Origin of the sequence: Macellibacteroides fermentans (assembly GCF_013409575.1) — a bacterium.
Lineage (GTDB): Bacteria > Bacteroidota > Bacteroidia > Bacteroidales > Tannerellaceae > Macellibacteroides > Macellibacteroides fermentans.
In genome coordinates, this window is the sequence record NZ_JACCCY010000004.1 from 274,931 (window position 1) to 297,311 (window position 22,381).

The 22,381-nt window shown below is 40.3% G+C and carries 20 protein-coding genes; 2 read left to right on the top strand and 18 right to left on the bottom strand.

Annotation, left to right across the window (positions count from 1 at the left end; translation table 11 throughout):
* Positions 1 to 17 precede the first annotated feature (17 nt).
* The gene (locus F5613_RS14055) at positions 18 to 2,099 is read right to left on the bottom strand and encodes a BT4734/BF3469 family protein (RefSeq protein WP_079682505.1); all 2,082 of its coding nucleotides are present in this window, start codon (positions 2,097 to 2,099) and stop codon (positions 18 to 20) included.
* A gap of 356 nt (positions 2,100 to 2,455) precedes the next feature.
* Between F5613_RS14055 and F5613_RS14060 the strand changes: the two genes are divergently transcribed.
* Together F5613_RS14060 and F5613_RS14065 are read left to right on the top strand one after the other, a co-directional pair.
* Positions 2,456 to 2,749: a type II toxin-antitoxin system HigB family toxin gene (locus tag F5613_RS14060; RefSeq protein ID WP_179400207.1), complete on the top strand. Its 294-nt coding sequence runs from the start codon at positions 2,456 to 2,458 to the stop codon at positions 2,747 to 2,749.
* Between the two features lie 4 nt (positions 2,750 to 2,753).
* Positions 2,754 to 3,119 carry a helix-turn-helix domain-containing protein gene (locus tag F5613_RS14065; protein ID WP_179400208.1) on the top strand — a complete coding sequence of 122 codons (366 nt, stop codon included), beginning with the start codon at positions 2,754 to 2,756 and terminating at the stop codon, positions 3,117 to 3,119.
* A gap of 255 nt (positions 3,120 to 3,374) precedes the next feature.
* On the opposite strand, the gene F5613_RS14070 is transcribed toward F5613_RS14065, so the two are convergent.
* From F5613_RS14070 to F5613_RS14150, 17 genes are all read right to left on the bottom strand, one after another.
* Positions 3,375 to 4,478, bottom strand: coding sequence for a Wzz/FepE/Etk N-terminal domain-containing protein (locus F5613_RS14070; RefSeq protein ID WP_179400209.1), 1,104 nt, complete (start codon positions 4,476 to 4,478; stop codon positions 3,375 to 3,377).
* A 15-nt stretch (positions 4,479 to 4,493) separates the two neighbouring features.
* Positions 4,494 to 6,911: a polysaccharide biosynthesis/export family protein gene (locus tag F5613_RS14075; RefSeq protein WP_179400210.1), complete on the bottom strand. Its 2,418-nt coding sequence runs from the start codon at positions 6,909 to 6,911 to the stop codon at positions 4,494 to 4,496.
* A 64-nt stretch (positions 6,912 to 6,975) separates the two neighbouring features.
* Positions 6,976 to 7,872 (bottom strand): NAD-dependent epimerase/dehydratase family protein, encoded by an 897-nt coding sequence (locus tag F5613_RS14080; protein WP_179400211.1) that lies wholly within the window; start codon positions 7,870 to 7,872, stop codon positions 6,976 to 6,978.
* A complete protein-coding gene (locus F5613_RS14085; RefSeq protein ID WP_179400212.1) occupies positions 7,869 to 8,699 on the bottom strand; it encodes a glycosyltransferase family 2 protein in 831 nt (276 codons plus the stop codon). Before F5613_RS14085 ends, F5613_RS14080 begins: the two co-directional genes overlap by 4 nt.
* Positions 8,700 to 8,705: 6 nt before the next feature.
* Positions 8,706 to 9,626 carry a hypothetical protein gene (locus F5613_RS14090; RefSeq protein WP_179400213.1) on the bottom strand — a complete coding sequence of 307 codons (921 nt, stop codon included), beginning with the start codon at positions 9,624 to 9,626 and terminating at the stop codon, positions 8,706 to 8,708.
* A 3-nt stretch (positions 9,627 to 9,629) separates the two neighbouring features.
* Positions 9,630 to 10,466: a glycosyltransferase family 2 protein gene (locus F5613_RS14095; protein ID WP_179400214.1), complete on the bottom strand. Its 837-nt coding sequence runs from the start codon at positions 10,464 to 10,466 to the stop codon at positions 9,630 to 9,632.
* A complete protein-coding gene (locus tag F5613_RS14100) occupies positions 10,456 to 11,574 on the bottom strand; it encodes a glycosyltransferase (RefSeq protein ID WP_179400215.1) in 1,119 nt (372 codons plus the stop codon). Before F5613_RS14100 ends, F5613_RS14095 begins: the two co-directional genes overlap by 11 nt.
* Positions 11,575 to 11,580: 6 nt before the next feature.
* Positions 11,581 to 12,759, bottom strand: a complete 1,179-nt coding sequence (locus tag F5613_RS14105) for an EpsG family protein (protein ID WP_179400216.1) — start codon at positions 12,757 to 12,759, stop codon at positions 11,581 to 11,583.
* Positions 12,760 to 12,766: 7 nt separating this feature from the next.
* Positions 12,767 to 13,498, bottom strand: coding sequence for a glycosyltransferase family 2 protein (locus F5613_RS14110; protein WP_179400217.1), 732 nt, complete (start codon positions 13,496 to 13,498; stop codon positions 12,767 to 12,769).
* A complete protein-coding gene (locus tag F5613_RS14115; protein ID WP_179400218.1) occupies positions 13,499 to 14,239 on the bottom strand; it encodes a hypothetical protein in 741 nt (246 codons plus the stop codon).
* A gap of 1 nt (position 14,240) precedes the next feature.
* The gene (locus F5613_RS14120; RefSeq protein ID WP_179400219.1) at positions 14,241 to 15,584 is read right to left on the bottom strand and encodes a lipopolysaccharide biosynthesis protein; all 1,344 of its coding nucleotides are present in this window, start codon (positions 15,582 to 15,584) and stop codon (positions 14,241 to 14,243) included.
* Positions 15,585 to 16,643, bottom strand: coding sequence for a dTDP-glucose 4,6-dehydratase (gene rfbB, locus F5613_RS14125; protein WP_179400220.1), 1,059 nt, complete (start codon positions 16,641 to 16,643; stop codon positions 15,585 to 15,587).
* The gene (rfbC, locus tag F5613_RS14130) at positions 16,636 to 17,208 is read right to left on the bottom strand and encodes a dTDP-4-dehydrorhamnose 3,5-epimerase (RefSeq protein WP_179400221.1); all 573 of its coding nucleotides are present in this window, start codon (positions 17,206 to 17,208) and stop codon (positions 16,636 to 16,638) included. Before rfbC ends, rfbB begins: the two co-directional genes overlap by 8 nt.
* Positions 17,205 to 18,080: a glucose-1-phosphate thymidylyltransferase RfbA gene (rfbA, locus tag F5613_RS14135; protein WP_068179132.1), complete on the bottom strand. Its 876-nt coding sequence runs from the start codon at positions 18,078 to 18,080 to the stop codon at positions 17,205 to 17,207. The genes rfbC and rfbA overlap by 4 nt, the downstream gene beginning before the upstream one ends.
* Positions 18,081 to 18,269: 189 nt before the next feature.
* On the bottom strand, positions 18,270 to 19,256 hold the full coding sequence (locus tag F5613_RS14140) for an MraY family glycosyltransferase (protein WP_068179135.1): 987 nt from the start codon (positions 19,254 to 19,256) through the stop codon (positions 18,270 to 18,272).
* A gap of 187 nt (positions 19,257 to 19,443) precedes the next feature.
* Entirely contained in the window at positions 19,444 to 21,384 is a 1,941-nt protein-coding gene (locus F5613_RS14145) for a polysaccharide biosynthesis protein (RefSeq protein WP_179400222.1), read from the bottom strand.
* 336 nt (positions 21,385 to 21,720) lie between these two features.
* Positions 21,721 to 22,359, bottom strand: coding sequence for a polysaccharide biosynthesis/export family protein (locus F5613_RS14150; protein ID WP_179400223.1), 639 nt, complete (start codon positions 22,357 to 22,359; stop codon positions 21,721 to 21,723).
* Positions 22,360 to 22,381 lie beyond the last annotated feature (22 nt).

Below are 22,381 nucleotides of genomic sequence, written 5' to 3' on the forward strand. Positions count from 1 at the left end.
TTTGGACGAAATATCCTTCACTTTTCCTTCACAAGGTATACATTGCCGCTGTTGGTGTGTTTGCGGGCTATCTGGTTTCGGAGCAGCAACCGGCCGAATAATCCGGCGGAGGTGTTGCTGAAGGTTGCCCCGCTCAGCTCGCTTACCCGTTCCAGAATTTCGGTGGCCGACAACCACTTGCCGCCTTCCGTTTCGTTACCGGCTTCGTAAAAACGAAGGAAATATTGCTCCTCCAGCGGCACGCGCTGAAACTCACGGTTGCTCTCCATGGTGGCCCGTTCCTCTTCCGCCGTAAACCAGAATCGCTCCCCTTTACGCACCGCTTCCATGGCCTGAGCATATAGCTGGTCGTAATCCACATCCTGCACCGGCTTCACATAGCCCGTCACCTCAACCCCGATAAACCGGCGGCTGCCCGACGGATCGGTCAGCGTATCCATCGTGTTACACGTGGCGATAAAGGAAGCAACCCTGTTCAGTCTTCGTACCCCCTTTTCGTGGGGCATACGCACCTTCACCTCGGGCAGCTGGATAATGCTTTTCAAGTAACTCTGCTGCGAGGCACGCAAGGAATCAAACTCATCCAGATTGATCAGGATATACCGGCTCAGGTTCAGCGTAGCCTCCTTCCGATTGCTTAGGTCGGTCGTCTCGATGTAGAAATCCTGCAATACAGGCGGCAAAAGCTTCCGGCACCACGACGACTTACCAGCACCCTGGAAACCTACAAGTAAAGGCAATGTACTGTTGGCATGTAATTTATCCAACTGCTTCCAGTGCGCCACCATACTCAGGAACCAGGTATAAAACAGATCCGGCCAGGCCCCGTTATCCGTTGGCACACACCGAGCCAGCGGTCTGATCCGGTCCACGCCATCCCAGGCAGGCAACCGGTCCAGGTATTCATCCACCGGATTATACTCCGGAATCCGGTCCGACTGCACAAACCGTTTAACATCCCGGTCCCATACCTTCAGTCCCTCCAGTAAAGCCTTTTGCGTAATGGAATTCATCACCTCCGGCGTAACCGGACGGAAATCAAAATAGTAACTCCTGCGCTCCCGGAACTCCACCGCTTCGGTCAGCATATTTCGCCGGAACATAAACCGCCGGGCCAGAAACTCCTCCAGCCAGATCACATTCTTCTGCTCCTGCGGCATGGCAGGCTTCACCCCGAAACCCTCCTTGCGCGATAACTTATACACATTGCCCACCACTGTACGCAATTCCATCTCAGCTTCCGAAAGCCAGGGGTAGAGTAATGCCCACCGAATCACATCCTCCTCCGGAATGCCGGCACCCCAGCAGAAACGTGCCAGCCTCGTAAAGAAAAGAGAGGCATCCGCACCATCATCCGCCGGCGAACCACAAAACAGAATGGTCTGCTGCAAAGCCGAATCAAACAAACCCGAAACCAAGCGGCTTCGTTCTTGTCCCGGTTTCATCCGCAGCAACGCATTCATATTGATGACCGGATTATCTGCAACATTCACCTCCCCTTTAGGCATACCCAATGGCTGTTCCAGAACTAAAGGAACCGCCTGCGGATTGTAATATAAATCCGGATCCCACGACATGCGGCAGCCCCTGGCCGGATCGGGTTTCTTCAAGGAAACTTCACACCGAAGCTGTGCTTCGTAGTGCGAAGCCGCCAACTTATAGGCATGGGCATGAAATAAATTCACCTGCAGCGGATCGGAGGGCAACGAACCATCGGGTAGGGTGAACGACACCAGCACTTTAACGCTTCGTCCGCTTACACCCACAAAAGCCGCCAGCGTAGCCAGCGAATCCGCGGCAGCAGACCGGATCTCCTGTGCCTCCTTCAACCCCGACAAGGAATTGAACTCCAGCAATACCACACCATTGTATTGTTTTATTTCGGGTGAACCCCCTTTTTCGTCCAGCAAGGCGCCAAACACCGCCACTGGAATTTTATCCATACCTACTACATCGCCAACCAGGAGGCGACTTCCCATATTCTCTCTCACAAAGGCGACCGGAAGTCCGGCCGTTCTCGTTTTCATTGACTCAAGCAGTGTACACAGCTCCATCACTTTCCGTGATCTGCCGTCGCCACTGATGCGGGTTACTTTCATTCAGTTTCGATTTAATTAAAGATATAAAGATAACTTATAGATTTCATTCCTGCAAATAAAACACCCCTAAAGTGAAGGATAATCGGCCCAATGAACCCCAAAGTGAAGGATATTTCTCTGAAAGTGAAGGATAATCGATGAAAAGTGAAGGATATTTGATTTGCGGATTCCGATAACAATCTGACTAATAGAGCGCTGCATTAAAAAGTGAAGGAAGTGAAGGATATTTTCGCGAAATAAGATTTAGAAACAGACATCGAATATCTTTACGAGTAATAATATTCCGAAATATAGAAAATAATTTTGTAATTTGGGATTTACGTGCTACATTTGCATAAAACAATCTAATCTATGATATGAGAATCGTCTCCCGAAGTACATTAGTTCTTTTTTATAAAAAGCATGCAGATGCAGAAACTGCTATTGAAGAATGGATAAAAAAGACAGAGAAGGCAGATTGGTCATGTGCTGCAGACGTTAAACGGACATTTAACTCGGTTGATAGTGTAGGCAATCAGCATTACGTTTTTAATATAAAAGGGAACGATTACAGGCTTGTTGCGGTTATTAAATTTCAGATTAAAATGGTGTATATCCGTTTTATAGGCAAACATAAAGAATACGATCAAATAGACAGCACCAATATATAATACAATGGCAAAGATAACTTCTGAAATAGCTTACAAAGCGACAATGGAAAGAATAGAAGAACTTCTTCCCCTTGTAGATGATTCTACTCCGATGGATGATAGAAATCTTATTGAACTTGAGCTGCTTTCTAATCTTGTGGCTGATTATGAGGAAGAACATTATCCTGTTAAAACTCCCACTTTATTGGAGGTAATTAAACTTCGTATGTATGAAATGAATCTCACTCAGAATAAACTTTCCCAATTATTAAATGTATCACCCTCCCGTATAAGTGAATATCTTTCCGGAAAGAGTGAACCCACTTTAAAGATTGCCCGCGAGATTAGTAAAAAGTTAAATATAGATCCGGATATTGTATTAGGGGTTTAAATTATATTTCAACAAGCAATACTTGCTGTTCCGGAACTCAGTACATTTTGCTTCAAAGGCAGGTACATTTTACACAAAAAGTATATACTTTTTATCACCAAAGATATATCTTTCAATCACCAAAGATATATCTTTGAGAAACCATTCCTATATCTTTGAACTTTCAAACATATAGGAATGAAAACCGGCCCGGTAACTTTCGATTCAGAAAGCTACCGGGCCGGTTTATATATAGCTAATCAGTTTATCAGAAGATTAAGACCTTTTGAATTGTTTTACCAGGTCTTTTATAAATAAGATCCACCCCACACTTCCCACAAAGGCCAGGAAAACAAAACCAATTAAGATTATCGGCTTCTGGGGTGAGGTAGGGCGTAAGGGGACCGATGCCGGCTGTACAACGGTATAAACCGGTGTTACCTCCTGCACCTTGGCTTTGGCAAGTTGCAGCTGTTGTGAAATCTGGTTGTACAAACCATAAGCCAACGTAGCCTCGTTTTGCAAACGTTCCAACCGGGTCTGGTAACCTGTCATCACAATATCCAAATTTGAATCGGCAAAGTTGGCATACTTTTGCTGTGCCTCATAATAATTCTGTTGTGCCTCCTTGTACAATTTCTCTGTATATTCCAGATCCTGTTTAGCCTTATTGGTCCGGTATCGGGTAATGTAATCCTGCAGATTCTGCATTACCGTATCCGTAAGAGTGGCCGAAACCAAGGGATCCTGCATGGTTACGCTGATTGATATCATCCCGTTTTTCTTATCTACACTCGTCACGATACGATCGCTTATTCCTTTTGCTATCTCAGCCTGTTCTTGTGTAAGCCGGAAAACATCAGGCTTGTCTGCAGTTGCGCCCTGGGGTTTATCCTTAAATAAGGATACTGCCCAACCTACAGCCTTAAACGGAGCCGATGTGATAATTCCCCACCAGGGAGTCCGTTGGTGCTTGTCCATGTATTCAAATAATCCCATAGCTTTTTCATCTGAAATGGGCTTTATTTTTACCGGAAACAGATCCACCAGAAAAGGAGTAGACTTCACAATATCGGGATAAATTTCGGGAGATAGAGCTTCATCCCCGGATACAGCACCTATATTTATCCCAGCCATACTAGCCAATGCACCTAAATTTCCGGCACCCCCTTTTGCCTTCGCTTCAGGAGCCAGAACAACAGTCGTTGTATATTCTTTAGGAATACTAAAGGCAACAATCAGACCCAATACAACGGCCACACCACAAGCTTTGAAAATCAGTTTTTTTCCGTTCCAAACCTTATGAGCCAATTCTAACAGATCAATTTCCTGTTCCTCAATTTTCTTAAGTTTTGTTTGCTGTTTGTCTATTTCGTTCATACAGATTCTTTTTTTTTATTTGGTAAGAGTCAACAAGGTAGCAACAATAGCACCCAAAGAAGCAATAGAAGAGCTCAGACCGATAATTTCACCCAACGACATACCTTTCTTGTCGGGTTTGGTCGGCACCACAATCTCACAGCCCGGCTGGATGTATTTGGAAGAACCGCCCTTTAACTGAGCCACGGTTCCATTCATATAAACCACATAAGCTTTTCTCTTATTGGCACGTTGACCGTAGCCTCCCGCCTGGTCGATGTAATAACTCAAACGTTTTCCTTTCACATAAGGAACCGTATTGGGAAACATTACCGTTCCATTTATTTTCACCGTATTCACGTATTGTGGAATAATCAGCTCATCGCCCTCGCGTACCACCAGGTCGTAATCCGATCCCGGTGCAGCCAATGCTTTTTCCAATTGAATCCCCACCTGATATACACTGTCCACTTCCAGCTTATTTATATCGATGGAATCTTTTTCAGAACCATTCTTTGCAATCTGCAACGTCTTCTGCTGTCTTGCTATCTCTTCGTCACTCATCCGGCGGAGCAGACGGGCCCCCAACGGATAGGCTTCCGGAGTTAAACCACCCGCCTTGCGAACCAGGTCGCTCAATCGCTCATTCTTTTGTGTTACGGCATGGCGTCCACCAAAAACAACCTCTCCTGTTACCTTAACGTTTTGTTGAACCTGGTAACCCGGACTCCTGCGTACATAAACTTCATCAAAGGGTTCCAGTACAAAGCCGGGAGTACCGTCCACCACCAATCCGTCCTTTAGTGAAAAAGAAAAGGACTGACCTATATCCCTGCTCACCTTCATACTTTTAGGATCCTTAATGCGTCGGGCAATGTCTACCCTAACTGTTGAGGCCGACTCCATCAATCCACCAGCCTGAATCACAAGGTCTTCCAGTTTGGTGTTTTTTGCATATGGATAGATACCCGGACGGGCAATCTCTCCGTGAATGATAAACACTCCGGCCTCCTGTAGATCATGAATACTCGGAATATATAGCATATCGTTTTTTTGTAGGGGAATATCAGCTGTTTCACCCTTCAATAACCCTTTCAAATCAATCGGAATAATCTCAAACGTAAGGTCTTCGTGTTGTCTGCGCAGTTCGGCACGGTTCAGAAAGGCATCTCCCGTAATCCCCTCAGCCTTCTCAATCAATGTCTTAACACTGTGAACCGCATCGCTCAATTCATACAATCCTTCACGATACACGGCCCCTTTAATCTCCAGCTTGTTTTCGAAGCGATCCAATACAGCACCCACCACAACCGAGTCGCCATCCGCCAGTTTAAACGAACCGAAATCCTTATCATCTACATTGTAGATCTGGCGTTCACGTCCGCTTTTGCGCATCAACCGGATGGTTTTATTGTAGGCATCCCCCGTAAAACCACCAGCATAATGCAACAGAGTGGCCGCACTCTCACTCGATTTCATCTCGTAGAACATCGGACGTTTCACATTGCCCGAAATATTAACCAGGCAATCGTAAGGAGGAACTATAATCACATCCCCATCCATCAGGCGAATGTCATCGTTGAATTTACCTTTCAGAATATAATCGTACACATCCAGTCCGGCCACCTGCTTGCCGTTGCGCATCACCTGTACATTACGTAAACTACCAATCTCATTAACCCCTCCGGCAGAATACAACGCATGGAAAACCGACGAAAAAGCCGATAGAGTATAGGTTCCCGGCACAGAAACTTCTCCCATGATGTTGATCTGGATGGAGCGGATCTGACCTAAAGTAAGCTTTATTTTAGAAGAGGTACCACCCAGCACACCCGAATAGATACTGCTGAATTTCCGTTGGATGTAAGCATTAGCCTCATTCACGGTAAGTCCGTTGAGATATACCGGTCCAAGGTTCTTCACGTTGATATTACCATCCGGCGAAATTTTCTCGGTAAAGGTATTCTGAGAAGCGCCCCAGATATCAATAATCACCTGGTCGCCAGGTCCCAACATGTAATTGGAAGGAGTCGCTATATTGATATTGGGTTCGAAGGTCAGATTCTTATTGGTAAATACATCCCGACCAAAAATCTTAGGAACCGTATCCTTGTAGTTAAAGAAAGAGGAAATATCATCCACATCCTCCATTCCATTGTTTTTGTCTTCAAGTGTGGGGATTGCCGAATTATTGGTACGGTTCCGATTGATTGCCGCAGCCGATTCACTTTCTTTTCCTTTACCCTGTGCAGATTCATATTTCTTTTTAATACGTTCCACCTGTTCAGGAGTTACCCCTTTGGTGCGAAGTTCAATAGCCATCTGATTCTGGCTTTTACCTGCAGCCTGAGCTTGTTTTACATATTGGATCACCTGATCGTCGGTCATACTCTGGGCGAAAAGCGTGCCCGAATAAACGGATAGACATAGGATCAATGTAATGATTTTACGCATAACTATTGGTTGTTGTTGTTTTCTGAGTTGTAAATACAAAAGTAATTAATTTACGCCTTGAATATCAATAAATTTTGAAATTCTCTAGAACATTTAATGGTTCCCATCCTAATTCTTTTCGCGCTTTTTCATTAGAAAATGTGAGTGATTTCGTTATTTTATCAAGCTTGAATGAATTGATAGGAGCATTTTTGCCAACCAGATCACCCATACAGGCAATTAGCTTAGCAATGAAGTATGGGATTGATTTCGGATGAGGTTTCCCTAGTTGCGAGGCAATAAGTGTCTCTAACTCATGAAATGATGGATGAGCTGTATCACATGCATTATATATTCCTCCTTTTTCTGCTAAAAGAGGAACCAGATTTGCTATATCCTGAACCATCAGTACACTCTTTTTTGCTTTTCCTCCTGATATACTTAAATATTTGCCGGTTTTGATCCCTTTGATCATAGCCCCCAGATTCCCAGGAGGATTTGGTCCGGAAATGAGTGAAGGTCTTAAAATACCTAACTTTACACCATGTTTCTTACACCATACGTCAAGAAACTCTTCTGTTTGTATCTTGCTTAATGCATAGGGAGAACTACCCGTTAAAGGATGTTCTTCCGTAATTAACTCCCCAAACTCCAGTCCATATACCGCAACAGAACTAACAAAAATAAATGAATCCGGAACTCCCACCTCCTCAAGTGCTTTGCATAGATTTTTTGTTCCTTGCAGGTTTACTGAGAAGAAATCTTTTACTTCTTCTTCAGTTTTTGGAATAGAATGGGCCTTTCCTGCAGCATGAAGAACAACATTATATCTGTTTTTTAATTCAGGGATATTTTCGGATATATTTACATTATAATCATCAATGTCCATTAATCCCAAAGTACTTACCTGATAATATTTTGAAAGCAGAGGAAGCGTGTTCTTTCCTAAAAACCCCGATGCCCCTGTAAATAATAGTGTCATATATTATTATTTTTATATTTTAGCTTGGTTGCTTTATTGATCCTGGTTCGTTCGTTATCAAAAACCCATCCCCACTTGTTTAAATAATATATAGCAGCCTTTATATGAATCCATAATAATCGAAGATTCTTATGAGACCCCTTTTCAAAATCATGGATAATAGTAACTTTCGGATAATAAAGGGTCTTATATTTTTGATAAATCCGTCTGTTTAAGTCGGTATCTTCACCATACATAAAAATCCCTTCATCAAATAAACCTATATCTTCAATTGTTGATTTACGTAAAAACATGAAACAACCTGATAGATAAGGTACATTCATTATTGTATTATAGTCAGCAAATCGCATTTCAAAATTGTAATCAATTTTACTTTTTATAGATTTTAAGGGGATAAACATTCTTACAATCCAATCGATTGGAGTTGGTAACAGTTTGCATAAATATTGAAGACTACCATTCGGGTAGGTAACTTTCGGCATTATGTTACCCACTGTCAGGTCTTGTTCCATATAGTTGTACAAAGTTTCGAGTGTTCCCTTTCCAAATCGGATATCCGGGTTTAGTACAAGATGGTATTTCCCCATTAAATGTCTTGATCTTAAAATTGTATTATGTCCGGCTCCAAAACCTTTATTACAATTCATAAATATATAATCAACCCCAGGGATACTACATAATTTCTTAAGTTCGTTCGTAGGAGAATTATCGACAATATATAATTTTACGTTTAAAGAGGTATCTAAAAAACTATTGATAGCCCGCGAAAGAACAACTGGATTGTTCTTATATGTCACAATACAGCCTGTAATATCGTATTCAATCATAAAATGCTATAATGAAATTGGATTTATTTTATTTGGAAAGCTTACATTGAATCTCATATCTCCTTTTTTAAGATAACTCCATTGACTGTAGCAATTATCCCACTTATTTTTTTTCTTATATTTAAATACAGATCCATTTTCTAAAACGATTGCCAGCGAATAACCTAATTTTAAGGCAATTTCAGACATTCTGATTTCTCCTTTTCTAATAAGCAAAAGTTTGTGAGTGATATTTTTACCAGGAAATAATTGACTATTATTCCTTACAATCTCTTTCATTACATCAATGGTTGTTAATATAAAAAAGCTTTGAATATGAGGTCTGAAATTATTCCTGATCAAAGATTGGTAGCATTTGGTACAATAGGAAGTCCCCATCATTGCAACGTCCGGATTCTTTTCCATATAGTCAATATAACCATCAATAAAGTTCTCACAATTCGTGTTTACAGAGCTGTTTGATAAGATAATGTATTTATTTTCAGAGTCTTTTATGCTTTCAATAAAAGAACTATAGCCGGAAAAATCATACCCGCTGTTTGATACCGGAATTACGGAATTAACATAAGGAGTTATTTCGTTCAGATGTTTGAATTTTTCAATCTCGGAAACAGACAATGTTATATTAAGTCTATGCTTCCCCGTATAGTTTTTCAGAAATTCAAGCCAGGGTTTAAGACCACAATTAAACTCTCTACCGGATTTGTGTTTCTTTACCCGGTTTAAATTATAACCACCCCATTCGTGAACCAAAACATCGATTGTGTCGCTTGTAACAGACAATCTTTCTTTGCCAGTATTTGTATTTATGTTTAAGTTTGAGACCCATTTTTTCAGAATCTCCTTTAACATTAAAAAAGGTAATAATAAAAATTCAAGACAAATAATTGAATAGAATTTTAATGAATCCTTTGATTTCCTTTTCATCCTTCAAAAATTCCTTTTTATAGTATATAATACCTTGTAATAGTAATATTTAGTAACAGGACCATAATTAATGAATTTATGGAATGGGAATAATTCCTGATGTCCTTTTAATGTACTAAATATATGAATCAACTTTTTAATAAAATACATTGAAGATATTTCCCTTGCACCAACGACATTTGATAAATGTTGACGATATAGAATCGTTGGAGTTTCGATAGTCGCAATTATTCCATTTTTTGCAGTGTTGATCGTGACCCACCAATCGTGCATAGGCGCAACGTCAGGCATAGGAAGTGATACATTTTTTGCATGATTATTGAAAATCATAGTACAACCAGTTGCACAGTTAAATACTCCCAGGTAGTTTACGTTATTGAGTACATCCGGTTTAATCTTAGACCTTTTCCAAAATGATTCATGAATATGATTCAGATTTTCATCAGTAACTATCAAGTCGGTATGCACTACGACCGGACGATTTGGGTTAGCCGTTTCTTCCGATTTTATTTTGTTTAACGATATTTCAATTTTGTTTTCCAACCACACATCGTCTTGATCGCTAAACATATAATAATCAGCTTGTACAGACTCTAGTAAAGTCATAAACCGTCGTTTAGCCCCCAGGTTCTGTGTGCCGGTATCTACTTTTACTATATTAGTATAGTTAATTGCATAATAATCTATTATTGTTTTTGTAGAATCTGTAGAACCATCATCTCCGATATATAGAGTCCAATTTAAATAAGTCTGTTTAAGTATTGATTCAATCTGATTTTTCAGATATTTCTCTCCATTGTATGTAGCCATAACAATAGCTACCGAGCTCTCACTTGTCATAGATAATTTTATAAACTGAATTTTTGAATGAATTTGTCAGATTCATTTCCTTATACTTTCTGTATGCATTCCTGCCGATTGATTCCCGAAGAGGTTGATCTTCAAGAATCAATTTCATTTTTTCGAATAATTCTGTTTTACTGCAAGGGTCTATTAATAAACATTCAGTATTGTCTGTCAGAATATCGGCCACACCACTTTCTTTGGTAATAATGGCAGGAATCTGAAGCGAGATGGCTTCGATTATTACCATACCCCACGATTCATTATAAGAAGGTTGTACCAACACGTCTATTGAAGAATAGAAAGAAGAAACATCACTGTTGAAATCCTTTATTTCTACATATTGTGAGATATCCAATTGTTTAACCGTCTCTTGTATTTCACTTAACAACGGACCACTTCCAAAAATTATCAACCTGGTTTTCTTTTCAGAGTATCTTACAATCTTTTCAAAACACTCAATTAATGTAATCAGATTTTTAGATTCAACGAGTGTTCCAATATATCCGTAGGTAAAAATATCCGCCTGATGCTTGGTGTAGCCAACAATCTCTTTAGTTGGTGGATTGATAATCGTATAATTCTCAATCTTGCAATTTAGTTCTTCCTCCCAGCCTGCTAATGCTTTACGAGAAGTAAAAACCATTTTAAACCGGTTATTCAAAAACATTGCTCTATATAGAAATTGAAACGAAGAAGGAATAACAGACGTGTTCCTGTTAGGTTGTTCATGGATATGCCAAACAACCTTTCGCCCCGAAATCCAGGCAGCTACAGCCCCGGCAATATTGGCGCTTGTATTTACATATACAAGGCCGATGTTTTTCTTTTTTATAATTGAACAAATAAATAAAATGCTGTATAGATTGTAAATCAGACAGCATATTGATTTCACGGTCTTGTTCCCGATACTTTTAAACGGAAGAATATACTGTTTAAGAATACGCCCTTTTGTAATCTGTTTACTAAAATTATTTGTTTTGGAATAAGGTATCACCAGATACTGATTATCAATATCTTTTTTCTCGATTCCGTTAATTGTTGAAATAAGTACACTTTCAGAACCGGTTGCCAGACTAGAATGACTTATATATAAGATGTTCATTTTGTATTATTTATTTTCTTCAAAATCTTTATCGTTTATCTCAAGTCTTTCTTTACCTGTACTCTTTATATCAAACATTTTATAGATAATATAATTTTGATATGGATTGTATGCAGAGCCTCCGGTTCTCTCTAAAAAGATGTTTCTTGAAGTGGAGAATGAAAAGAGGGTAACGAAAATAAAGATTAGGATCTTATTTTTGTAGGTTTCGAATGCTATAAACAAATTCGGTAACAGAATTAATTCAGAAAGAGCGAAATATAATCTAAAGCGATTACTGATATCTACAATCTCAAAAAATACGGAATATACAAAAGCGTATAATAAAAAAAGGTTGAAAAATATGTTATAATATTTGCTTCCATCATTTTTGCTTCTGGTCAGCATTAATAATGTAAAAATAATGATATTGATAATAAATCCAATAGAAATGCCTCTTCCAACCAGAGCAGACTCAGCTGTATAGGTTGTTATTTTTGTTGCTACAGGCCCCAGAAAGAAAGGAAGAACCAGATTTAATGTTGCTTCCATCCACTTAATGTTAAGTAGAAACACTAGATTAATTGAAATAAAGAAAATAATTACTTTATTGCTGGAGAATCTTTTGTTTATAATCCAATACAGAGGGAGTAAAAGCAGTGCGGTTAAATGGAAAAACGAAGCAGTAACAATTAAAGCAATATACTTAAGCAAGTTTCTATTTTGAATAAAACGGATTGAAAAAAAGAATATCATTACAGATATTGCTTGTCTTATCGTAACGAAGTCTAAAAAGAAATACAAAACAGAATAGTAAATAAGAATACTTGTTTGAGGATAAGTAGAGTAAACAGAGAGGTTTTTAAATAGTAATGTTAAGCATCCGAATGATACAATAAAAAACAACAGCTGAACATTGGAAGAGAAAAATTTGGTAATAGAAATCAGAAGCCTGAATCCAATTTCTATCTGATGATTTGCGAATACATGCCCATTCCCTTTGATCACTTCATTTATTGGCTCTATGATATCAAATACTTCAGCGTAAGATTGCCAGTCGCCCCCTGTTTCATATCTTAATCCGGCCAGAACAACGAGAATATAATAACTTGCAATATAAAGTGTTTTCTTCAGCTTATCATTGGAAGTAAACACTTCATTATACGAAAAAAGCAATAATATCAGGAAAATAAGCAAATAGAGCATATCCTGTTTATCTTTTCTTGATTAGCTTCATATACATAAAGTATAGACAATACTTCGGTATCCATATATATTTCTTCTCAAGAGCCCTGACTTTGAAATTCTCTTTCATTGCAAGAATAATATTCTTGTTAGAAATCCCATCTTCTGCCTCGAAATTTGAAATACAACAATTTATCTTGTGGAAAACAGCTCCGGATAAATATAAGTTGTAGAAAAATTTATAATCTGCGGCTACTTTATAGCTTTCATCGAACAATGCCACTTTTAACAAAGACGATTTTACTAAAGTTGCCGGATGGAATATAGGCATATATTTACTGAACGAAGAAAGATCATTATCGCTTTCCTGACAAACCTCCTTATCGGCGTATTGCATGTTAACATTACCATACAAAACATCAATAGCCTTATCCGGTATGTTTTTTACAACAGTTTCTATTGCGTCGTTTGAATACAAAGAATCTCCGGAGTTGATAAATAAAATCCATTCTCCTGTTGCCAATCTAACACCTTTGTTCATCGCATTGTAGATCCCTTTATCTGGTTCACTTACAATTTTGGAAATACGGTCGGCATATTTTTCTATAATGTTAAGCGTTCCATCCGTACTGGCACCATCTATAACGATATACTCTATATTTTTGTATGACTGAGACAGAACACTTTTTAATGTTGTTTCGATACAACTTACGTTATTGTACACAATTGTAATCACAGTTACAATATCGTTCTTTTTCATTTATCGCTTGTATTTGTATCTAAAATAATTAATAACACTCTTTTTGAGCGTATATAGATTGTTTTTCAAAATATTGTCGCATTTATATTCTATCCCGGTACTGCCGGAATATCCTACAAATTGGGGAAATACCGGAATCGGGATAAAAATATTACCAGACGAAATCCAGTTTTTAATTGAACTAACCAATAAATGCTCAAAATAGTAGCCAGACGAATCATTTATCTGGTTCATATTGGGAATAAAAAAGGTTGAATAAAAATCAAAACTAGCAATGATTACCCTTGATTCGGCAATATGTTCGTCTATTACGTCAACCGAAACGCCATTTTTTCTGCCCGCATACAAGAGGTTTGTTATTCCCAGAATGTTGTTTAAATTCCGAAGAATCAATCTTCCGGTAATTTTTACGATATAATCAGCCTCTTTAATAAAAGAAGAATGCTCCAGGGCATATTTAATAATTTCAGCCTCACCGTATCCTTTGCCCAATTCCCGTGAGAAGGTATTGCCGGCAAAGGAAAGACACTCCAATCTGTTTTCCGCTATGTATTGTTTATAAGAAGAACTTATATCATATAATGTGTTTTCGACAAATACAATTTTTAAATGGCTGTTTTGTAAATAAAAATCCAAAGCTTCAGTATATTGTCTGGTCCGAACTGCAATGTCCTGAATGGCAGTATAGCTCATCCCATTCGGATTTATACAAGCAGTAAGTAGTATTACAGTCTTATTCATATCATTTATTCCAGATTCCTTTTGCTGTTCCGTTTAAAATGCGGTTGCATTGCAATGGCATCCATATATAATTAAGTAACATAATTAAACACATTGAAATTATAACGCCATTTGAACCTAAAATTTTACCAAGGATTATAGATAGAGAGATATGTATAACAACCTCTATAGCTGTCAAATAGAATTGAAGCGTAATCTTCCCAAACCCATTGATAATATTACAATATATCCCATTTTTCATACTAAGTAAGAAGTATACGAAAAGCAGAGAGGTTGTAACAGGGTCGATTTTAATATCTTTTCCCAACCATAATTCATACACGTACGGAGCAGCAAGCACCAGGATAATAGATATAAAAAAGAAAAGGAGCCATATCTTATTCAGCTTATTTATAATATTTTTAATCCACAAAATATCACCTTTGGTGTATGCATCAGCTGAGGCTACCCATATTGGTGAAATGATAATTGTAAATATCATTTGAATTATTCCTGCATATTTAAATGCAATATTATAATACGTAACATCCGAATTGCCTACTATATGTGCAATGACAAAATTATTAGTCTGATACAACATAATGGCCGTAAGTTGGATGAGGAGAAATTTGGCCCCCAGACTAAACATTCTTTTTACTAACGTTTTATCATACAGTTTAAAACTTGGAGCAAGATGTCTGCTGGTCTTAAAAAAAATCAGAGCAGTACTTATCGCAATTACTACTACAGGAGATATTGAAATGCATATTCCATATATAAGTAGTGTAGCTTGATTATCTATTCTGGAGACCGCAAATACCAGTATAAAAGCCAGTAGCTGTCCAAAGGTAGATATGATACCTGTAAGCGAAGGCATCTGGAGAGAATCCAGTATTGTACATATCAGATTTAGCCATAATTGAATGAAAAAAAAGCAGACAACACAGGTCACCAATACTTTTAATTCTCCTCTCATTGAAATTGGAGAGTTAAGAAAAACATCCCAATTGATATAGTTACTTACAATAATAAAAACAACAATATTAATGCAAGTAATAATACCCATGGAAAGATAGGCTGTACTGATTGCTTTTCTTGCACCGTTCAGGTCGTTATTAGCAAAGCAACTTGCTAATTGGTTTTTTAGCCCGTTCCCTAAACCGATGTCAAAAAAGCTCATCCACGACAGTACAGAAGTAAGGGTAAGCCATATTCCATACCGTTCAGTATTTAAGTTGGAAAGTAATAAAGGGACGAAAGCAAGAGAAATAAGAATGCTAATCCCTTTTACTCCCAAAGAAACTATTACATTCTTTTTGGCTTTGGCAGTACGGGGACTTGAACTTGATAGAAGTCTCTTAAACATTTATAAGCTCACTTTATACATGCTTTTATAATAATCTTCATACTCTCCGGAGGTGATATTGTCCATCCATGCCTGATTATCCAGGTACCATCTAACTGTCTTTTCAATACCTTCCTCGAACTGCAGGCTAGGTTCCCAGCCCAGTTCATTTTTCAGTTTATTTGAATCGATTGCATAACGAAGGTCGTGCCCGGCACGGTCGGTCACGTAGGTGATAAGCGCTTCCGAAGTTCCCTCTTCGCGTCCCAGCAAGCGGTCTACTGTGCGGATGATAACCTTTATCAGATCAATATTTTTCCATTCATTAAAGCCACCGATATTGTATGTATCTGCAATTTTGCCTTTATGAAAAATAACATCAATTGCCCGGGCATGATCTTCCACATATAACCAGTCCCGCACGTTTTCTCCTTTTCCGTAAACAGGAAGAGGCTTATTGTTGCGGATGTTGTTAATAAACAATGGAATCAATTTTTCAGGGAATTGATACGGACCGTAATTGTTGGAGCAATTGGTAACCAATGTAGGCATTCCATAGGTGTCATGGAAAGCTCTCACGAAATGGTCGCTCGATGCTTTTGAAGCAGAGTAGGGTGAGTGCGGATCGTATTTGGTCGTTTCCAGAAAGAACCCTTCATTACTTAAAGAGCCATATACCTCGTCGGTCGAAATATGATAAAACATCTTATCTTCCCACACCCCGTTCCAGTATTGTCTGGCAGCCTGCAGCAACGACAAGGTACCCATAACATTGGTCTGCGCGAATGTAAACGGATCCTTTATGCTGCGATCAACATGACTCTCAGCTGCCAGGTGAATAATACCATTCACCTCATATTTTTCAAGCACATTGCAAATCGTTTCAAAATCGCAGATATCCGCTTTTACAAATGTATAGTTCGGTCTGCCTTCAATATCTTTCAAGTTGGCCAGATTTCCGGCATAGGTAAGCTTATCCAGATTGATGATGTGATAATCAGGATACTTGTTAACGAACAAACGAACCACATGCGAACCAATAAAACCGGCACCACCGGTAATTAATATATTTTTATTCATAAAGATTTTCATTAAAATCAAACAAGTAATCAGAATCGGCCAAGAACGGATGTTTTTTGTCTTTTTCAGACAACATCACAACAGACGGATCAATTTTCCAGTCAATCCCGATTGCCGGGTCGTTCCAGGCTATAGCCCCTTCTTCCTGCGGAGCATACAGATTGTCGCATTTGTATTGGAAAACAGCTATTTCGCTCAGCACCACAAATCCGTGGGCAAATCCACGAGGCACAAACAGCTGACGCTTGTTTTCGTCTGTCAGCTCCACGGCCACATGTTTGCCAAACGTTGGCGAACCTTTACGGATATCCACAGCCACATCCAGCACCTTACCGAACACCACCCGTACCAATTTAGACTGCGCATATTTTCCTTTCTGGAAATGCAGTCCCCTTAATACTCCATAGCTTGATTTCGATTCGTTATCCTGTACAAAGGTTGTTTTACATACCTCCTCTTCAAAACGTGCGGAAGAAAAAGATTCGAAAAAGTAACCGCGTTCGTCACCAAAAACTTTGGGTTCAATAATTACAACCCCATCTATCTTTGTTTTAATTACGTTCATTCCTTTATCAATTTAAGCAGGTACTGTCCGTACTGATTTTTTATCATCGGTTGGGCTAGTTCCCTTAACTTATCATCATTAATCCAACCTTTGCGGTAGGCAATCTCTTCCAGACAGGCTACTTTGAGGCCTTGTCTTTTTTCAATTACTTCTACAAAAGTACTTGCTTCGCTTAGTGAATCGTGTGTCCCAGTGTCCAGCCAGGCGAATCCCCGACCCAAAAGTTGTACTTTAAGCTCTCCGTCTTTCAGAAATTCCTGGTTTACGGTGGTGATTTCCAATTCACCTCTGGCGCTTGGCTTGATGTTCTTAGCCACTTCCACCACCTTGTTGGGGTAGAAGTAGAGCCCTACCACTGCATAATTAGACTTAGGTTGAGCCGGTTTCTCTTCAATGCTGAGTACATTTCCAGCTTTATCGAATTCGGCTACTCCGTAACGTTCCGGATCATTAACGTAATATCCGAATACGGTAGCCTTATTCTCCTTTTCTGCATTTTGTACGGCTTCACTCAACATTTTGCTGAAGCTTTGTCCGTAAAATATATTATCGCCCAATACCAAGCAGGCGTTGTCGTTCCCGATAAATGATTCGCCAATGATAAAAGCCTGTGCTAATCCGTCGGGACTGGGTTGCTCGGCATATTCGAATTGTACACCGTATTCACTTCCATCTCCTAATAATCGACGGAAGCCGGGCAGATCTTGTGGTGTGGAGATTATCAGTATCTCCCGGATCCCAGCCAGCATTAATACCGAGATAGGGTAAAAGATCATTGGTTTGTCATACACCGGCAGCAGTTGTTTGCTAACTCCTTTGGTGATAGGGTAGAGGCGTGTGCCGGATCCTCCGGCAAGAACGATACCTTTCATTATTATATCTTGATTGTTAGTTACTTGTTTGATCTATTTACTTCACCTTACCCATGCCAAAGGTTCGTCACTCCCATTTGGAGCAACCTTGCCGGATCTAAGATGTCGTTTCAATTAAAGTGCAAAGGTCTGACTTATTTCCCATCTTTCATAGGAAAAAGTGTCGTTTAAATCTAAATAAAGTCTCTTTTAAGAGTGGCTTTGCTTAGCTTCCATTGCTTTTACATGGATTTTGAAATATTTGCGCATGAAGATTACGTAGGCTATACTAAGTACGGCTATTACACAGGCAAAATAGAGCCAGCGGAAATCCGTAAATATAAAATAACCAGCTATAATCAGAGCCTGAACCGCCGCATAGATGGAAGATACCAGAACGTGGGGCATCTTCAGCTCGTTAGCCATCAATTGATAGGCATGTTTGCGGTGCGCTTCAAGTATATTCTCTTTCAGCATAATCCTATGCACAATAGTCAGAATCGTATCGACTCCGTAAACGGCAAGAACAATCAGGTAGCTGGGATCTTTGGTAACCAGAATCAGTTTACCCAGGGCAAACAAAATAATAAAGGCAATACCTACAGAACCCACATCTCCGGCAAAACATTTGGCATTCTTGCGGAAGTTAAAAAATATGAATACGGCCAGCGAAATCAGCACCGTACCCAGGTAAGCAGAGTCGATAAAGTGTACGATCTGCGTGTTTATATATTCGAGCACCAGGATAATTACAAAGCTGTAAACCCCTGTAAGCCCATTAATTCCATCCATAAAGTTATAGGCATTGATAATACCCGTGCAGAAAATCAATCCGGCAAGGATATACCATAACGGAGTGCCCGAAAACAGCCCCCATTCCTGAAACATCAGCATCATAGCTGCAAAATGAAACACAAGACGTATCTTGCTCGGGATAGGTCTGATATCGTCCAGAAAGCTGATTCCTGCAATGAGAGTCAGTCCTGCGAAGTACCAATGATAGGGCACATTAAACCAGATGCTATACAAAAGTACACCAAAGTAAAATACAACACCACCCCCCAATAACGTAATACGTTCGTGAGAGCTACGCTTGTTAGGTTTGTCGATAATATTAAGTCGGTCGGCCACTTTAAAGTAGGCAAGCTCCGAGAAAAATAATAAACCAAAAATCTTGTAAATTAAATTCCACTCCATGGTTAAAAATCAAATTAGCTTAGTTTAACTCTCTTTTTAAAAATGTAACAGTTGTTTAGATAAAATAAACATACTGTTTATCCTTAATAGATTAGATTTAGATAAATAAAGCTGCAAAGGTGCGATAATTTTTTTTGCCGACCTTATAAAAAGCCGACAAAAAAGGATATTTTAGATAATTTATGAATCAGCGTGATACAGGCTGCTTAATATCCAGCTTTTCGAATTCGGAATTCTGACTGATAAACTCCGGAACGATCTGCTTCATCTGCAGTACCGTATCAAGCACCAGGCCTTGACGGGCCACTTGCGTTAACGAATCAATCCGGGGTTCAATCTCCTGGTAGTTATACTCACGTACTTTAGCTACCCTGATTTTTTCGTGTGGGGTAGGGAGGGTATTCTCTTCGTTACTCAACAGTTCTTCGTATAATTTTTCGCCGGGACGCAGACCTGTATAAGAAATCTGTATATCCACATCGGGCTCGAAGCCGGCCAGTTCGATCATCCGTCGGGCCAGGTCGGCTATCTTTACAGGTTCGCCCATCTCAAAGATAAAGATCTCGCCACCCTTGCCCATGGTACCCGCCTCCAGCACCAGCCGGCACGCCTCGGGGATGGTCATAAAGTAGCGTATGATGTCCGGATGAGTCACCGTAATGGGTCCACCCTTCTCAATCTGTTCGCGGAAGCGCGGAATCACCGAACCGTTGCTCCCCAGCACATTGCCAAAGCGCGTGGTGATAAACTTCGTTACACCCGGATGGGTACCGTTCTTGATGGCCGTAGCCAGACTCTGCACATATATTTCGGCCAACCGCTTGCTGCAGCCCATCACATTGGTGGGATTCACGGCCTTGTCCGTCGATACCATCACAAACCGTTCCACCCCGTACTTCACGGCATGGTCCGCCATGTTGCGCGTACCCCGCACATTCACCCGTATGGCCTCGCAGGGATTGCTCTCCATCAACGGCACATGCTTGTAGGCTGCCGCATGGAATACCACCTGAGGAAGGTATCTTTCAAAAACTGCATTCACCCGTGATTCACTGCGCACATCCCCGATAACCGGCTGGAACTTCAGTTCCGGAAACTTCTCTTCCAATTCAAGACGTAAGTTATGCATGGGCGTCTCCGCCGAGTCAAACAACACCAGCTTGCGGATGCGGAAGCGTGCCAGCTGCCGGCAGATCTCGCTCCCGATGGAGCCCGCCGCACCAGACACCAGCACCACTTTGCCCTCCAGACTATCGGCAATCTCCTGCAGGTTGATCTTAATCTCGTCGCGGCCCAGTAAGTCCTCGATACGAACCGGACGGATGGACCGTTTAACGCCGCCATCCACCAAATCCTCCATGGGAGGCATCACCAACGTACGCAGGTTCAGCTTCTCGCAGTGACGGATCAAACGGTTCTGTTCCTCTTTGGCCTCTTTGGGATTGGTAAACAATATCCCGTCCAGGTTATTTCTTTTAATCAGGCTGGCAAGCCCGGTCTTGTCTTCCACATAATAAACCGGCAGTCCACCGATGCTCATCTGTTTCCCTTTTGAACCATAAATAATATACCCCATTACCTTATACATGTTAAGGTAAGCCTGGGTGTTCAGGTATACAGACGATATGCTCTGAGGGGTGGTGCCATAAATAAGCAAATTCCGTTGCTGCTTATTGTTGGTGGAAAGAATGAAATTATACAAGTTTATCAGGATCACCCGCAGCGACAGCATCAAACCTCCGGTAGCCAGCGAATCAATAAAGAAGCAGAGAATCAAGAATTTGATAGGCTTGGGATCCCCGAAAAAGTAGATCAGGATGATAAGCAAAACCGACTTAACGAAGGAAGCCGACCCCAGACGCCACAACTCCTGCAGCGTAGAATGGCGAACCACCCCCCGGTAGGGACGGAAAACCAGAAAAGCTGCGACGCTTGCTACGCCGGAGAAGAATGCCATGCGTACAAATACACCTAAATCTACATGAATGCCGATGGCATACTGAAGCAGGATGATGGTAAAAAGGGATACAGTAACGGAGGTCGCCAGGTCGGCACCAAATACAATCCAACGGCTCAGGTATTTGAGTTGGGCCAGATTATTAAGTCTTTCTTGAACAATTCTTTTCATTAAGTCTTTCGTAAAATGGGAAAACCAGCAATTACAATTTACAGAATTAAATAGATTCACTCGGCAAAGTTATGACAATTCCTGCGACTAAAAAATTATTATTGGGTATAAAAGCAAAATATCCGATTCTCACGAACCGGATACCTTTTTTTTAACCAAAACCTTAACTTAAATATAAGAGAAAGGCACCGTAGTACCGTGTCTTATATCGTATTGCAAATATAAGGCACTTTTTTTAACCACCAAATATATTTTATATGTTCTATAACATATTTTAATGTAATTCAACCTGATTATCGTCAATATGTATATATTCGTGACGATATTCTGATTTCATTACCGCATAATATTCAGTATCGTAGCAATGGCCATCAGCATGGTTGAGAAGAATGAAAACTTAGACCAGTTGATGTCTGCAGGCTCCTTTACGTAAACGGTATCACCGGCGTATAGCACCGGCAGTTTCTGTACCCGGTGCTTCGGGTTCATGTAATCCTTCAGCCGGATCTCCTCCATGGACTGATCCGCCCGTACAATCACAATCTGTTTCCCCTTCTTTATATTCTTGATGCCACCCGCCATGCTCAGGGCCGAAAGCAGGTCCACCCCCTCGAAAACCTGAAACTGTCCCGGCTTGTTTACATACCCCAACACATTCAGCATCTGGTTCTGAATCTTGCGGATGTAGATAGACACCACCGGATTCACCACATACTTCTCCACGCTCTTTTCCACCGATGCGGTAAGCGCTTCGCTGCTCATCCCCGCCGCCTTTATACCACCGATCCCCGGATACTGGATATACCCGTCGGGCAGCACCGTAATGCCGCTCAACGAAAACTCCGGATGCTCCATCACAACGATATCCAGCACATCCCCCCGGTTAATCACATAACTCCCGTTCTGCCCTGTTGCCGAATTAACAACCAAGAACAGACACCAAAGTACCAAACCCGCAACACACCTCACATTCATATAGCACATTTATTTTGTTAGA

Excerpts from the sequence above, each read along its gene's own strand:
- F5613_RS14055 (WP_079682505.1), bottom strand. The coding sequence starts at position 2,099 with ATGAAAGTAACCCGCATCAGTGGCGACGGCAGATCACGGAAAGTGATG.
- F5613_RS14150 (WP_179400223.1), bottom strand. The coding sequence starts at position 22,359 with ATGAATGTGAGGTGTGTTGCGGGTTTGGTACTTTGGTGTCTGTTCTTG.
- F5613_RS14115 (WP_179400218.1), bottom strand. The coding sequence starts at position 14,239 with ATGAATAAGACTGTAATACTACTTACTGCTTGTATAAATCCGAATGGG.
- rfbC (WP_179400221.1), bottom strand. The coding sequence starts at position 17,208 with ATGAACGTAATTAAAACAAAGATAGATGGGGTTGTAATTATTGAACCC.
- F5613_RS14090 (WP_179400213.1), bottom strand. The coding sequence starts at position 9,626 with ATGAAAAGGAAATCAAAGGATTCATTAAAATTCTATTCAATTATTTGT.
- F5613_RS14060 (WP_179400207.1), top strand. The coding sequence starts at position 2,456 with ATGAGAATCGTCTCCCGAAGTACATTAGTTCTTTTTTATAAAAAGCAT.
- F5613_RS14120 (WP_179400219.1), bottom strand. The coding sequence starts at position 15,584 with ATGTTTAAGAGACTTCTATCAAGTTCAAGTCCCCGTACTGCCAAAGCC.
- F5613_RS14085 (WP_179400212.1), bottom strand. The coding sequence starts at position 8,699 with ATGATTGAATACGATATTACAGGCTGTATTGTGACATATAAGAACAAT.
- rfbA (WP_068179132.1), bottom strand. The coding sequence starts at position 18,080 with ATGAAAGGTATCGTTCTTGCCGGAGGATCCGGCACACGCCTCTACCCT.
- F5613_RS14105 (WP_179400216.1), bottom strand. The coding sequence starts at position 12,759 with ATGCTCTATTTGCTTATTTTCCTGATATTATTGCTTTTTTCGTATAAT.
- rfbB (WP_179400220.1), bottom strand. The coding sequence starts at position 16,643 with ATGAATAAAAATATATTAATTACCGGTGGTGCCGGTTTTATTGGTTCG.
- F5613_RS14140 (WP_068179135.1), bottom strand. The coding sequence starts at position 19,256 with ATGGAGTGGAATTTAATTTACAAGATTTTTGGTTTATTATTTTTCTCG.
- F5613_RS14075 (WP_179400210.1), bottom strand. The coding sequence starts at position 6,911 with ATGCGTAAAATCATTACATTGATCCTATGTCTATCCGTTTATTCGGGC.
- F5613_RS14065 (WP_179400208.1), top strand. The coding sequence starts at position 2,754 with ATGGCAAAGATAACTTCTGAAATAGCTTACAAAGCGACAATGGAAAGA.
- F5613_RS14095 (WP_179400214.1), bottom strand. The coding sequence starts at position 10,466 with ATGACAAGTGAGAGCTCGGTAGCTATTGTTATGGCTACATACAATGGA.
- F5613_RS14110 (WP_179400217.1), bottom strand. The coding sequence starts at position 13,498 with ATGAAAAAGAACGATATTGTAACTGTGATTACAATTGTGTACAATAAC.
- F5613_RS14100 (WP_179400215.1), bottom strand. The coding sequence starts at position 11,574 with ATGAACATCTTATATATAAGTCATTCTAGTCTGGCAACCGGTTCTGAA.
- F5613_RS14080 (WP_179400211.1), bottom strand. The coding sequence starts at position 7,872 with ATGACACTATTATTTACAGGGGCATCGGGGTTTTTAGGAAAGAACACG.
- F5613_RS14070 (WP_179400209.1), bottom strand. The coding sequence starts at position 4,478 with ATGAACGAAATAGACAAACAGCAAACAAAACTTAAGAAAATTGAGGAA.
- F5613_RS14145 (WP_179400222.1), bottom strand. The coding sequence starts at position 21,384 with ATGAAAAGAATTGTTCAAGAAAGACTTAATAATCTGGCCCAACTCAAA.